The 13642-nt window shown below is 44.5% G+C and carries 12 protein-coding genes and 1 tRNA gene; 6 read left to right on the top strand and 7 right to left on the bottom strand.

Going from position 1 to position 13642, the window contains the following annotated elements; all coding sequences use genetic code 11:
* Positions 1-139 precede the first annotated feature (139 nt).
* Entirely contained in the window at positions 140-2152 is a 2013-nt protein-coding gene (locus NB463_RS00250) for an NADPH-dependent 2,4-dienoyl-CoA reductase (RefSeq protein ID WP_258431459.1), read from the top strand.
* 59 nt (positions 2153-2211) lie between these two features.
* Here the strand turns inward: NB463_RS00250 and NB463_RS00245 are convergent, their stop codons facing one another.
* Together NB463_RS00245 and NB463_RS00240 are read right to left on the bottom strand one after the other, a co-directional pair.
* A complete protein-coding gene (locus tag NB463_RS00245; protein WP_258515955.1) occupies positions 2212-2946 on the bottom strand; it encodes an MFS transporter in 735 nt (244 codons plus the stop codon).
* A gap of 84 nt (positions 2947-3030) precedes the next feature.
* Positions 3031-3528, bottom strand: a complete 498-nt coding sequence (locus NB463_RS00240; protein WP_258515954.1) for a hypothetical protein — start codon at positions 3526-3528, stop codon at positions 3031-3033.
* Between the two features lie 173 nt (positions 3529-3701).
* On the opposite strand from NB463_RS00240, the gene NB463_RS00235 reads away from it, so the two are divergent.
* Entirely contained in the window at positions 3702-4250 is a 549-nt protein-coding gene (locus tag NB463_RS00235; RefSeq protein ID WP_053808804.1) for an NAD(P)H nitroreductase, read from the top strand.
* Positions 4251-4353: 103 nt separating this feature from the next.
* Entirely contained in the window at positions 4354-6321 is a 1968-nt protein-coding gene (locus tag NB463_RS00230) for a DNA topoisomerase III (protein ID WP_258431461.1), read from the top strand.
* A 42-nt stretch (positions 6322-6363) separates the two neighbouring features.
* On the opposite strand, the gene NB463_RS00225 is transcribed toward NB463_RS00230, so the two are convergent.
* Together NB463_RS00225 and NB463_RS00220 are read right to left on the bottom strand one after the other, a co-directional pair.
* Positions 6364-6570, bottom strand: coding sequence for a hypothetical protein (locus NB463_RS00225; RefSeq protein ID WP_005380717.1), 207 nt, complete (start codon positions 6568-6570; stop codon positions 6364-6366).
* 183 nt (positions 6571-6753) lie between these two features.
* Positions 6754-7443 (bottom strand): SDR family oxidoreductase, encoded by a 690-nt coding sequence (locus NB463_RS00220; protein WP_053808806.1) that lies wholly within the window; start codon positions 7441-7443, stop codon positions 6754-6756.
* Positions 7444-7713: 270 nt separating this feature from the next.
* On the opposite strand from NB463_RS00220, the gene NB463_RS00215 reads away from it, so the two are divergent.
* Positions 7714-8637: a histone deacetylase family protein gene (locus tag NB463_RS00215; RefSeq protein ID WP_258432451.1), complete on the top strand. Its 924-nt coding sequence runs from the start codon at positions 7714-7716 to the stop codon at positions 8635-8637.
* 191 nt (positions 8638-8828) lie between these two features.
* On the opposite strand, the gene NB463_RS00210 is transcribed toward NB463_RS00215, so the two are convergent.
* From NB463_RS00210 to NB463_RS00200, 3 genes are all read right to left on the bottom strand, one after another.
* Positions 8829-8919: transfer RNA gene (locus tag NB463_RS00210), tRNA-Ser, on the bottom strand.
* A gap of 154 nt (positions 8920-9073) precedes the next feature.
* Positions 9074-10882 (bottom strand): DUF3413 domain-containing protein, encoded by a 1809-nt coding sequence (locus NB463_RS00205; protein WP_046874519.1) that lies wholly within the window; start codon positions 10880-10882, stop codon positions 9074-9076.
* A gap of 22 nt (positions 10883-10904) precedes the next feature.
* Entirely contained in the window at positions 10905-11132 is a 228-nt protein-coding gene (locus NB463_RS00200; RefSeq protein WP_005380722.1) for a YejL family protein, read from the bottom strand.
* 85 nt (positions 11133-11217) lie between these two features.
* On the opposite strand from NB463_RS00200, the gene yejK reads away from it, so the two are divergent.
* Together yejK and NB463_RS00190 are read left to right on the top strand one after the other, a co-directional pair.
* On the top strand, positions 11218-12216 hold the full coding sequence (yejK, locus tag NB463_RS00195) for a nucleoid-associated protein YejK (protein WP_005396521.1): 999 nt from the start codon (positions 11218-11220) through the stop codon (positions 12214-12216).
* Positions 12217-12298: 82 nt separating this feature from the next.
* Positions 12299-13615: an Hpt domain-containing protein gene (locus NB463_RS00190; RefSeq protein WP_257082658.1), complete on the top strand. Its 1317-nt coding sequence runs from the start codon at positions 12299-12301 to the stop codon at positions 13613-13615.
* The last annotated feature ends 27 nt before the right edge of the window (positions 13616-13642 follow it).

The raw sequence follows: 13642 nt of genomic DNA, 5'->3' as shown, positions 1-13642 counted from the left end.
GCTTATCACGACCACTCAACAATTGGCATATTTTCACGCGAGATTGATCGGTGTTACAAAAATGTAAACGCTTGTTTGATTTTTTGGTTGAGCGGGCTTAATCTGGTCAGACCATGATAATAACAATGGATGTTAAGTGATGTCTGCCATGTACCCAAACCTATTAAAGCCACTGGATCTCGGTTTTACACAATTACGAAACCGAGTCCTGATGGGATCAATGCACACGGGCTTAGAAGAGCACAAAGAAGGATTACAGAAGCTCGCGGCTTTCTATGAAGAACGCGTGAAAGGCGGTGTTGGACTGATTGTAACCGGAGGTTTTTCTCCTAACTTACGCGGTCGTTTGCACCCATTGAGTGCTGAGTTCAGCAAGCCAAAGCATGCCAAGGCCCACAAAGTTGTGACAGAAGCGGTGCACAAGCACGGTGGCAAAATTGCCCTACAAATTCTCCATGCTGGGCGTTATGCCATGCATCCATTCTCGCAAAGTGCGTCTGGCATTAAAGCGCCAATTGCAAAGTTTGCTCCGAGTGAAATGAGCGACCGCCAGATTAAGAAAACCATTGATGCCTTTGCGAACAGCGCTGAGTTAGCCCAGCTTGCTGGTTATGATGGCGTCGAGTTAATGGGCTCGGAAGGTTACCTGATAAACCAATTCTTATGTAAGCGCACGAACATGCGTTACGACGAATGGGGTGGCAGTTACAAAAAACGTATGCGTTTTCCGCTAGAAATTGTCAAAGCGGTTCGTAAGGCGGTGGGCGACAAGTTCATCATTATTTTCCGTCTCTCTATGCTGGATCTTGTCGAGCAGGGCAGTACATTTGAAGACGTTATCGAATTGGCGAAAGCGCTTGAAGAGGCTGGCGTCACGATTATTAACACTGGCATTGGTTGGCACGAGGCTCGAATTCCTACCATTGCGACTCAAGTACCACGCGGTGCGTTTACGTGGGTTACGGAAAAAATTAAACCTCACGTTTCGGTTCCTATCATCACTTGTAACCGAATAAATACGCCAGACGAAGCAGAACGTATTCTATCTTCTGGGCATGCCGATATGGTTTCGATGGCGCGCCCATTCTTGGCCGATCCTTACTTTGTTGCTAAAGCTGAGCAGGAAAAAGCGCAGCTCATTAATACGTGTATTGGTTGTAATCAGGCGTGTCTAGATAACGTGTTTAAAGGTAAGCGCGCCAGTTGCTTAGTGAACCCACTTGCGTGCTATGAAACCGAAATTGTTGTTGAACCAGCCTTTAAGAAGAAAAACATTGCCGTTGTCGGAGCAGGTCCGGCGGGCTTAGCTTGTGCGACTACACTGGCTGAACGTGGCCATAAGGTTGATTTGTTCGAAAAGAACGACCGCATCGGTGGTCAGTTCCGTCTTGCGATGCAGATCCCTGGTAAGGAAGAGTTTCGAGAGACGATACGATATTTCGCTAACCGTATTGATGAAACAGGCGTGAATCTGCACTTATCGACGGAAGCGAACTATGACTTACTCACAGAATACGATGAGATAGTGATGGCATCGGGTGTTGAGCCACGTAAAGTCAATATTGATGGAATTGATAACCCAGAGAAAGTCGTCGACTATCAAACACTCATTCGAGACAAAACGCCAGTCGGTGAGAAAGTGGCTATAGTTGGTGCTGGTGGTATTGGCGTAGATGTCGCGACCATGCTCACAGAGCCAGTTGGACAAACGTTGGATGACTGGTTGCATGAATGGGGAATCGACAAAGAGATGTCTCAACCGGGTGGTTTATACCCTTACCCTGATGCGGTCAGCGATAAAGAAGTCTGGGTGCTTCAGCGTCGTAAAGGTCGTGTAGGTAAAGGTCCGGGTAAAACGACAGGTTGGATCCATAAACGTACACTTGAAAAACGGGGCGTACATTTAGTCGGTGGCGTGTCTTACGATAAAATTGATGAACGAGGTTTGCACATTCATGTAGATGGAAAAGAACAATTATTGAACGCAGACAAAATCGTCATTTGTGCGGGGCAAGAGTCTGTTCGTCCATTTGAAGATAAATGGTCTGAACTCGGAGAGAAGATTCATATCATTGGCGGAGCTGACCATGCAGGTGAACTTGATGCTGTGCGTGCGATTCGTCAAGGTGTTAAATTGGCGGTAAAACTCTAGTCTTTCAATGTGTGTTTACTATGAAAGCTGCGCTTTGAGCGCAGCTTTTTTGTATAGAACTAGTCACTGATATCTGGCAGTTGTTTGGCCATTACCACGCCAGCAAGAGTAATAAAAGAGAACACTAACACCACAGCTGAAAGGCTCAAAAAGTTCGACATAACACCAAGAGAACTCATTAGAAGCAGCATTATCCCAACCACCGTGTTACTCACGGCTACATAGCTTGTCCGTTTGTCACCTTCTGCGATATCAACTAAGTGGGTTTTTCGTCCGACTCGTATTCCGTCGTGGGCAATACACACACAAAAGTAGAGCAGAGTAATCACGAATAGGAAGCTTTGGTTAGTGGTGACCCAAGTATCGTAAACAAATAAAACAACGCCAAGGAGCGCGCTCATCGTTGCGCCGATGAGCATCACACTGCGGCTAGATCGATCGGACATTCTTCCCCAGAAAGGACCTGATACAAAGGAGGCCAAGCCACTCGCAAACATAAAGAGAGCTAGCACCCATAGCTGTCCACCCAGAGATTGCTGTGCCAGCACAACGTAGTACGGTGCACTCAGCGCAGAACATAAAAATAGTGTCCGCGTGATAACGAATCGACGAAAGTTCACGTCTGTCTTAAGTAACGCGAGTTGTTTAAATGCTTCGAGGACGCCATTTCGACCACCGTCTACCTCACCGGCATACTCATTAATTCGCGCATAGACTAATGCCGCAACAAGCCATATGACGCCCGCTAAGCCTAAACTCAGACCGTAAAAGCGCTCTGTCGGCTCTACGTCCAATAGCCAGGCTAGTGCCAGAAGGCTAGCGAAAAGTAGTGTAACAAGGCCAGCAGCGCTTGAAGACCAGCCGTTGACTTGACCTCGTTAGTTTTTGGGGATGGTTTTTCCCAACACATCTTTTGATGCGACGGAATTTAAACCGCGTGAGAGACTGAAGATCACAAGACATGCAATTACACCATAACCCGCAGCAGCTCCTGTCAGAGTTAATGCGACCAATCCGATCGCAAATATGGAAAGAGCCTGCAAGATGCTGCCAATTACCCAGACCCATTTTCTTACAGGGAGGCGACGAATATAGTGCGCAATACTAAGTTGTGGGATAAGGGAACCTGACTCACGAATAGGAACCAGCCAACCAATTAAGTAAACCGGTGCCCCAAGACTTTGTAGTATCCACGGCAACGTGACTTTGGGGTTGATTAACGCATCGCCGACCTTCGTTAAAAACTGAGCAAGAATGATTTTAAGAAAGTTGCCGGGAACTTGATGACAAGCTGATTCAGGAATCGCCTTACAGGCACGGGCATCTTCGTCATTAACGATCTTTTCGTAAATGCTGTTTTGTTTATCCTTGTTCATCAACCAGCCTATGTTCAACTTATTCATTTCGCGAATAAATTAACATTAAATCCAGTTTGATGTTAAGTGAAGCACGTTATCAAGCCCACAGAAAACCGGTTGTTATTCGTAGGAACAGATTGTGCTAAAGTGGCGTAAACAAAATAACAACGATATTCGATAAGGATTCTTTCATGGACGCTCTCGATCTTTTGCTCAATCGCCGATCTATCGCGAAGTTATCTGCGCCTGCACCAGAAGGTAAAGCACTTGAGAACATCATTCGTGCAGGCCTTCGTGCGCCTGACCATGCGGGATTAACCCCTTGGCGTTTCGTTATCGCACAGGGCGATGGTTTGAAAAAACTGTCAGATATCTTGGTAAAAGCGGCAGAAGCTGAAAATAGTGATGAAGTGGTGGTCGAAAAGGTGAAAAATGCGCCATTTCGTGCGCCAATGGTGATCACGGTGATTGCTAAAGTAACGGAACATGAGAAAGTGCCGGCACTAGAGCAACACTTATCTGCGGGATGTGCCGTACAATCCATGCAGATGGCAGCCGTAGCGCAAGGCTTTCAAGGGTTTTGGCGCTCAGGTAAGTGGATGTTCCATCCAGAAGTTCATCAAGCGTTTGGTTTAGAAGGCGACGATGAGATTGTTGGTTTCTTGTACTTAGGTACGCCTGGTTGCACACCGATGAAAGTTCCTGAGCGTGACCTCTCTCAGTTTGTTGAGTTTTTATAACTGAGCACCTAGGTAAATTAACTGTTTATTTATACAGTTTTCCTTGATTTGTTAGGGCTACATTAGTTAATGTGGCCCTAATTATATTTATTTCCAAAACGTTATGTCTCGTCTGTTTATTGCTGAAAAACCAAGCTTAGGCCGTGCGATTGCCGCGGCACTGCCAAACCCTCAAAAGAAAGATCAAGGATTCATCCGCTGTGGGAACGGGGATATCGTTACTTGGTGTATCGGCCATTTGCTCGAACAAGTCGAACCTGACGCTTACGATGAGCGTTATAAAAAGTGGAATATGGCAGATTTACCAATTGTTCCGCAGCAATGGCAGCTCAGACCGAGGAAAAGCGCAAGTAAGCAATTAACAGTGATTCGTAAATTGCTCAAAGAAGCTAACGAAGTCATTCATGCAGGAGACCCAGACCGAGAGGGTCAGCTGTTAGTTGATGAAGTTCTCGACTATTGCAAGTTATCTAAAACCAAGAAGGAATCCACACAGCGTTTGCTGATTTCCGACTTGAACTTACCTGCGGTTAAACGCGCACTCAGTTCTATGCGCAGTAATCGCGAGTTTATCCCACTTTCAGTTTCTGCATTGGCCCGCTCTCGGGCTGATTGGCTGTATGGTATGAACATGTCTCGTGCTTATACCTTGCTTGGTCAAAAAGCAGGGTATCAAGGTGTTCTCTCGGTAGGGCGAGTGCAAACGCCAGTTCTTGGCTTAGTGGTGCGTCGTGATGAAGAAATCGAAAACTTTGTCCCGAAAGACTATTTTACCCTACATGCTCTGATCCCATATCAAGATGCCAATGGTACTTTTGATATTCGTGCTCGTTGGAAGCCAAGTGAGGCATGCAAGCCTTGGCAGGATGAAGAAGGGCGAGTGTTAAACCGTAAGTTAGTGGAAAACGTTGCAAACCGTATTGCAAATCAACCCGCTAAAGTGACGGAGTCGGAACAAAAGCAAACCAAGCAATCAGCACCATTACCTTATTCATTATCTGCTTTACAGATCGATGCAGCGAAGCGCTATGGTATGAGTGCGCAACAAGTACTAGATACTTGTCAGGCATTGTATGAAAAGCACAAGCTGATCACTTACCCGCGTTCAGATTGTCGCTATTTACCGATGGAACACTACTCGCAAGCAGGGACAGTGACAACTGCTATTGCGAATAACGCAAAAGAGCTGCAAGGTGCCGTTCAGGGAGCAGACTTAACATTAAAGTCCAAAGCTTGGAATGATAAAAAAGTGGATGCGCACCATGCGATTATCCCTACACCAAAACAAGCTAATGTGAATGCGCTTTCGGGTAATGAGATGAAAGTGTATCAATTGATTGCGCGCCAGTATCTCATGCAGTTTTATCCGGCGGCGGTTTACGCAGAAGCGAAATTGGTTTTCGATATCGCTGGTGGTACGTTTATCGCGAAAGGTCGTCAGTTAGTTTCGCCGGGTTGGAAAGCGCTAATGGGCAAAACTGACAAGGAAGATGAAGGTATTGATGCCGTGCCACCGTTACCAGAAGGCACCGTGTTAACTTGTCGTGAAGGGGAAATAAAAGACCGAAAAACCGAGCCACCAAAGCACTTTACCGAGGCATCGCTGTTGCAAGCGATGACCGGGATCGCCCGTTACGTTGCGGATAAAGAACTGAAAAAAATCCTTCGTGATACTGATGGGCTAGGTACGGAAGCGACTCGCGCTGGTATTTTGGACACGCTGTTCAAACGCCAACTGCTCACGCGTCAAGGTAAATCAATTCTCAGCTCTCCTGCGGGAAGAGGTCTCATTCATGCCTTGCCACAGGATTCAACGTACCCAGATATGACGGCTCATTGGGAGCACCAGTTACAAGGTATGGCAGAGAGAAATCAGGCATATCAGCCGTTTATGCAAGCACTAGAGCAACGCATTGATGGCTTGATGGCACAAGTAAAAGCAGGGCCGATCCCTGATTCATTGCGTCATCTACCCAAGGTGGAACGTCCTGCGTTTAAACGTAAAAAGCGTAGTTATTCAAAGAGTGGTGGCGCAACTAAATCTGGTGGAGCCAAAGGTAAGCGGACCTAAGACAAGCGCGGCGTAATTAAGCCGCGCTTACTTGAAAATAGATTACTCGAACAGGTCGCCGTGGTTTTGGATCGCGCCTCTTACTTCACCTTGAGTTAACACGCGTTTGTCCAGTACCTCTTTCACCTGGTTGCCTAAGTCAACTAATGTATCTCGATTCGCTTGAGTTTGGCGTTTACCAGCACTTCTCAAGCAGTAGTTTAGCTCGTGTTCTTCGCTAAAATTAACCAAATCCCTATCTGCTGCCATCGTGCCTTCTCCTTAATTGTTCTACTTTTTCATAAGTCTGGATTGGATATAGATAAATTCAAGTTAGATTGCGCGAATTATGCTGGTGGATCACCGGTGAACATTATGTTTGCCAACCAAGTCACGATTATGAAGCCTAGCTTAGATGTTATTTGGTCTATTGATGGTTGTTTCTTAACGCCGCTACCAAGGTAGTTCAGTACCATCGTAGTTAATAAATCGACCTGAAAGTTGCGGTGTACTGAGCTCTATCACGTTCGCGAGGCCCTGTGCGGAGGTTTGCGTATCTATCAATGCATTTGGTCCGCCCATTGCCGTTTTTACCCAACCAGGATGAAGCGCTAAAACGGTAAATCCTTCAGGTGTTAAATCATTACTCAAGCTTTTAACAACCGAGTTTAGCGCCGCTTTCGATGAACGATAAATATAACCGCCACCGGACGTATTTTCGGTCATGCTCCCCACTTTTGATGAGAGACAAGCAATCTTTTTTATCTTGCCTTGTTGTAAGCGAGGGTAACAGTGCTCAACCAGTTTTAACGGTGCAATGGTGTTTACTTCGAAGACTTTACGCCATTCCTCTACGTCAGTGTTTCCAAAGCCATATCCCTTGGGGCCGTAATATCCCGCATTGTTAATGAGTAAGTCGATGGCGGGGAGCTTATCTGCAAGCAGAGCGACTTGTTCGTAGTGAGTGACATCCAGTTCGTGCAAAACTAGATTGCTGTAATGTGAGGCTAGAGTTTGTAGTTCAGAACTGTTCTCTAAGGAACGGCTAGTAGCGTGTACTTGATGGCCTTGCTTCAGGTACAGCTCAGTTAAGCTAAGGCCAATGCCGCGATTTGCTCCGGTAATAAAGACGGTTTGACTCATACAAACACCTATATTTTTTGATTTCAGTTGAAAGTCATTGTGTTAGCTAAGCGCAATAAAATCAACCAGCCACCACGCACCAACAACGAAAGATGAAAATAGGGACAGAGCACAAAGAGAGCCAAACAGTGCGCCGAGAATAGCAAAGAAAGTAGAATTCATATGTATATTAAATTTAATTGTTATTGAAAATCATTATCAATTAAATTGCATTTTATTCAACCCTTGAAGTTGATACTATTTCGTTACCATTGTTATTAAGAATTTCTCATGCTGCCATTTATCTACCACCCGATTTATTCTCAACTTGAGTTGCCAGAGGGGCATCGTTACCCAATTATGAAATACCAGTACCTCTATGAATCGGTATTGGTGCATATGGAGAAAGGTAACTGGAAAGAACACGTGCAGTTTTTCCAGCCAGAAGCATTAACTGTTGAGGAAGTAAAACGTGTTCATGACCAGGAATATGTCGAGTTACTTGTTAGTGGAAACATGCCAGCTGCGAGGATGCGCCGAATAGGTTTTCCTTGGAGTGAGTCTCTCATTACCAGAACGCTAACTTCAGCAGCGGGCACGGCTCTGACCGCAAAAAAGGCACTTGAGTACGGTGTGGCCATTCATTTGAGTGGTGGGTATCATCACGCACACAAAGAGTTTGGCAGTGGTTTTTGTTTATTTAATGACTTAGTGATCGCGGCTAGGCAAGCACTCGAAGTTGAGAATGTCGATAAAGTATTGATCATTGACAGTGATGTTCATCATGGGGATGGAACAGCAACTTTATGTCACGATGAGCCAGATATCATCACGCTTTCTTTCCACTGTGATAAAAACTTCCCAGCGAGGAAGCCTCAGTCTGACCTCGATGTGCCTTTGGTGCGAGGAACAGGTGATGAGGATTTTTTAATGGCGTTTAAAGAAGTGGTCGATATGGCACTTAATCTTCATCGCCCTGATTTGGTTATCTACGATGCTGGTGTCGATATACATCAAGACGATGAGCTTGGATATTTTGATGTGTCGACGCAAGGGATTTTAGAACGTGATAGATTTTTAATGCAAACAGTGAAATCTCGAGGTATCCCTGTCGCAGCTGTCGTTGGAGGTGGATATCGAACGAATCATGCTGACCTCGTCCCAATCCATTTACAGCTCATTAATGCCGCTAAAGAAGTTTTTGTTGGTAAGTAAATACAACTAGACGTGAGTATCAACCTGATTCATAACGGGACACTGGAACGAAAAGGGCGCTAATTTTCTAATGGGTTCTTTCTGAATGTGGCGATTGCTTGGCTTGTATTCAAGGAGGGATTTGTACAAATCTTTTCAAATCTGGATATACGAAAAAGCCCGCTAATTTCTTAGCGGGCTTTTTCTAAATGTGGCGGAGAGATAGGGATTTGAACCCTAGATACGCTATTAACGTATGCCGGTTTTCAAGACCGGTGCTTTCAACCACTCAGCCATCTCTCCGTTGTTGAGGCGCATAATATAAGGCTTTGAAAATGTTGTAAACCCCTAGTTGAACTGATTGGATGTTTACTGCGCAAATTTGTGGTTTGTGTTGTTTAAATAAACAAAAACTCCCCAAAAAGGGGAGTTTGAATAGTATATGGATTGCTAGGTATTAATCGTTTTTAGAATAAAAACGCTGTAACTCAGTTAAACCTTGCATCAAAACTGGCAACTTCGGTGCATCATCTCGAAGTCGTTTGTAATTTTTGTCATACAACTTGTAGTTGCCAAACTTATCGATCACTGTGGTTTGTGAGCTAGTAATTAAGGCAAGCTCACGAGTGTCACCCGCTAGGATCCAACGGCGACGACTTTCGTCAAATAGGTTACGACCACTACTGTAATCATATGGGTTGGAAGATACACCGAGCATATCCTGCAACAACGTGACCGAAAGGTCCAAGTGGCTTGTGCTGTGATTAAATTCACCAGCCAACATTCCTGGCCATTGGATGACCATAGGAACTTGTAACTGATAACGGCTGTAGTTGCTGTTTGCGCCCCAGCTGTTCGTATTGGTTTCGTTAAACTCACTACCGTGATTAGAAGTGATAATCACGATGGTGTTTGTTAATAGTCCATTTTTTTCAAGCTCATCAATAATACTAGCGACGGTTTTATCCGCTGATTTCACCGCATATTCATAAGCTTTTTTGAAGCGATCACTTGCGGACATTTCTTCGTCATTATTTGAAGGGATCGATTCAAAATTATCAACGGTGGTGACTTCGATGTAACTAAACCATGGTTGACTCGCTTTCTCTGTTAACCATGTATTCCAGTTCGCGATAGATTGCTTATCGGTATGAGCTTGTGTGCCATCGAGGTCTTCCGCTAGTTTTAAGTCGCGGAAAATAATCTCTGAGTAGAGATCATCTTCAAACCCGCTGCCACTGAATAGGCCGAAGTTGTAACCCTGATCTTTCAGTACATCGAGTAACACTGGCGAAGCACCTTGCGCCTTGATGCTTGAGGCGTAACTGGTTGGTAAGCCGTAGAACAAACCAAAAGCCCCGTAAGTATCATTACTTGAACTGTAATGGTTACGGAAGTTCTGATTGTTTTCGGCAAACTCATAGAGGTTAGGCATCTCTTCTGGATTCAGCGCGTCTGCACGCAGGTTATTTACGCTGATCATCAACACGTTGAGCTTATTGACTCGACGGTTAAACTCTAGCTTTTCTAGAGGGTAATTGACTAACTCTACGTTGCCTTCATTTTCCGCTAAGCGTTTTAGGTATTCCTCACGGTCAAGTAGACCATGTTTTTCCATAAAGCTCTTCGCCGTCATCGGATAAGACAATGGGAAGTTTGAACGCTGACTGGTAATTGGATTGTAGAAGTATGCATCTGCCCAAATATAAACCAAATGGCTGGTCATAAAGCTGAGGAAAAATACAGCTGCTAGAGGACGTCCTACGTGCTTATGAGATAGTTTGCGCTGTTTTCGCCATACCCATTCGGATAGAGCGAGCTGAATAAGGAAGATCAGCGGCATTACAACAAACAGATGTTGTAGATCAGTGCTGAGTGCACTTTTATCTTCGCTGAATAGTAACTCCCAAACGACAGGAGTTAAGTGCAAATTGATCGACTGATACGCTTGGGTATCAATCAATAATATGGTTTGCCCAACGGTCGCGAAAATCACTGCCACCAAACGGAACAATTTCCGCGATGGCAGGATAAACGTTAACGGGAATAGAACGAGCAAGTAAAGCGCGAAAACTAGAAAGCCAAAGTGACCAACCCAAGAAACCGCCAGATAAAACTGACCAAGTAACGTCTCGGGCCAAGGAGACTGAACAATGTAGCGTGTGCCTATCAACATCGATGCAACGATATTAAAGAATGCAAACCAGTGACCCCAACCAACCAGTCGAGATACACGTTCGCCGTATGAGTTTCCGCTGTCTACCATGTATGTGTTCTATTGTCCGTTATTAGTGTGTTTTTGGTGTTTCTAAAGAAGACATCAGCGCCTGAGCAAATTTTTCAGCAATCGCTTTGCGTTGTGAAGCAGCAACACGTTGATTTAAGACATTGGTTGCGATATTTCCGGCAATCATTAGCGTCAACTCAGGAGAAGCAGCGTGTTTTTCAAGAACTGTTGCTACTTCAGCAAGAATTTTCTCTACTTGCTCGTCAGTATATTTAGATGTAATCGGCATAAAGACTCTAATAATGATAGTAAAAGCGGCTTATGATAACCTACAATGCCCATCAACTAAAACCTTGTAGCAAGATAAAATCACTATGAGCCTTCATCTTTCAAACGTTATTCTGCATCAACTGTGCAAAAACGATCAGGACGAGCTAGTTGTAAACTTTCGTCCAGCATCATTAGAGAACGATGCATCTACTGAAAACTTAGTCGCTGAGCTTCACCGAGTATTCCATTCTAAAGCTGGTAAAGGTTTTGGCTCTTTCCAGTCAGACAGCGAATTTCAATTTTGGCTTCAAGAAATGCGCAAAGGAGAGCGAGATTTTTACGACTTCTCACAAATTAGTGCAAATCGCTTGAAAGAAGAGTTGATTAAGTACCCATTTGCGGATGAAGGTATTTTGGTTTTCGCTGAGTATCAGAGTTTAGCAACGGACTACTTGTTCATCGGTATCTTACCAATGAACCAAAGTTTAAAAGTGACCGAAGGTTTGGACATCAGTGCGACGGATTACCTAGATATCACCAAAATGGATATTGCGGCACGAATTGACTTGTCGAGCTACGACACTGACAAGGAATCTAATCGTTACTTGCAATACATCAAGGGACGCGTTGGCCGTAAAGTGGCGGATTTCTTCCTAGATTTCCTGCAAGCGGACATCGGCTTAGATACTAAACAACAAAACTTAGTGTTAATGCAGGCGGTGGATGATTTTTGTGCTGACTCGAAGCTAGAAAAGCAAGAAGTGAATGAGTACAAGAAACAAGTTTACGATTACTGCAATGAGCAAATTAAATCTGGTGATGAGGTTCAAATCTCAGAGCTTTCTGGAGAGCTTCCTCCAAGCCAAGATGGCACAAGCTTTATGGATTTTACCAAAGAGCAAGGGTACGAGCTTGAAGAATCGTTCCCTGGTGACCGTGCGACGGTTCGCAAACTGACTAAATTTGTTGGTGCTGGCGGTGGCTTGAATATTAGCTTTGATAGCCTATTGCTTGGCGAGCGTATTTTTTATGACCCAGAGACGGATACCTTAACGATTAAAGGTACGCCTCCAAATCTAAAAGATCAGCTGAGTCGCAACTAAAACCGTATCGTCAAATTAAGAGAGCCAATGGCTCTCTTTTTTTATGTGAATAAGAAACATCCATAGTATATGCTTGTAATTAATGGAGATATGCGAGGAGCGAGAGTTGCTGAAGCTAAAAGAAGGAATGAGGCGGTTTGTTTGGTTCTGGTTCGTTTTATGGTGTGTTTTAGCGCTAGGGATTTGGTTGCAAGCCAAACAAACGATTCAAACCATTTCAACAGTGAATGAGCTAGGAAGCAAAGTCGAAGAAGTCAGACACTTTTTTAACTTTGATCTGCCTTATCGTGTTAAGCACGTCGACCAAGTTTCACTAAAACTTCAGTTAGCCTATGCAGTTCGCTTACAGCTGGAAAGTGAGTTTTCTGAAGGAAAAATCACACCAGATATTACTCAATTGCTTTATGCGACCGATCGATTTTTAGAAAGTGCTCGAGCCTTTGTAGGGAGTGACAGTGAGCTTGTATCATTGGCTGAACAGTTGCGAAGAAGCCGCGCCCGAGCTGAGAACTCTGAGCAAATTCAATCAATGTACTATCGCTTAGGCGCACTTGTTTTGGAGTCTATTTTTAGTGACTCAGCAACGAATAGCGATACTTATCGTGATTTAGACCGACTCTTTATCGAGTCGGACACGCTTTCTCCTCAAGAGCGAAGTGCTTTTCAGCGTCAACTTGCCCAGGCTTCAAGCGCGCTATCTGCCAAGGCGCAAGGCAGCTATCTAGTTAATCAACTGCTTAATCCTGATTTCCCGAACCAGTTAACTTCGATAAATGATCAGTTGGAACAAAAGTTGATGACCTTTGTTACTTGGTTGTCAGTAATCAGTGGTTTATTTCTTTCTCTTATTTCATGGGGGCTTTTCTCCCAAAGAACCGTTCAGCCGCTAACACCATCAAGAGCAGAAGATAAAGAGTCTGAACAAGCTGGTGGGTCTTACGTTGTTTTTTCTGCTCAGTCCGAAAGCGCTCAAAACGGCCAAGTTAACGAACAGAGTCATAATGAGCCGAACACATCACAAGTGGCAGTCGTGGAACGTGAGCCGTATATAGATATCAATAAGATGCTGGACTCGCTATCGGGAGATGAAAGCGCGGTGCGAATGTTACTTGAAGTCTTTATTCAGGATCACTCTGGCGATGGTTCAAAAATGCATCGGCTATTAGAAGAGGATAAAGAGCAAGCGCAAAGAGCGGCTCATAGTCTTAAAGGGGTCTCGGGAAGTTTAGGGGCAATGCCATTGCACTGCATTTCGTGTGATATTGAGCTGTTGATTAAACAAGGGCAACAAGTGCCGGAAGAGAAACTGACACGTTTAGATGATGTCCTAAAGCAAACCATACTTTTCGCTAACCACGTTCTCAATAGTGAAAAGATACAAGAAGCGCTAACAGATTGATATTGCTCTGACTTACAATCATCAGAG

This window comes from Vibrio sp. RM-41-2B, assembly GCF_024744415.1.
Lineage (GTDB): Bacteria > Pseudomonadota > Gammaproteobacteria > Enterobacterales > Vibrionaceae > Vibrio > Vibrio diabolicus.
This window is presented reverse-complemented; position numbering and strand designations above follow the sequence as displayed.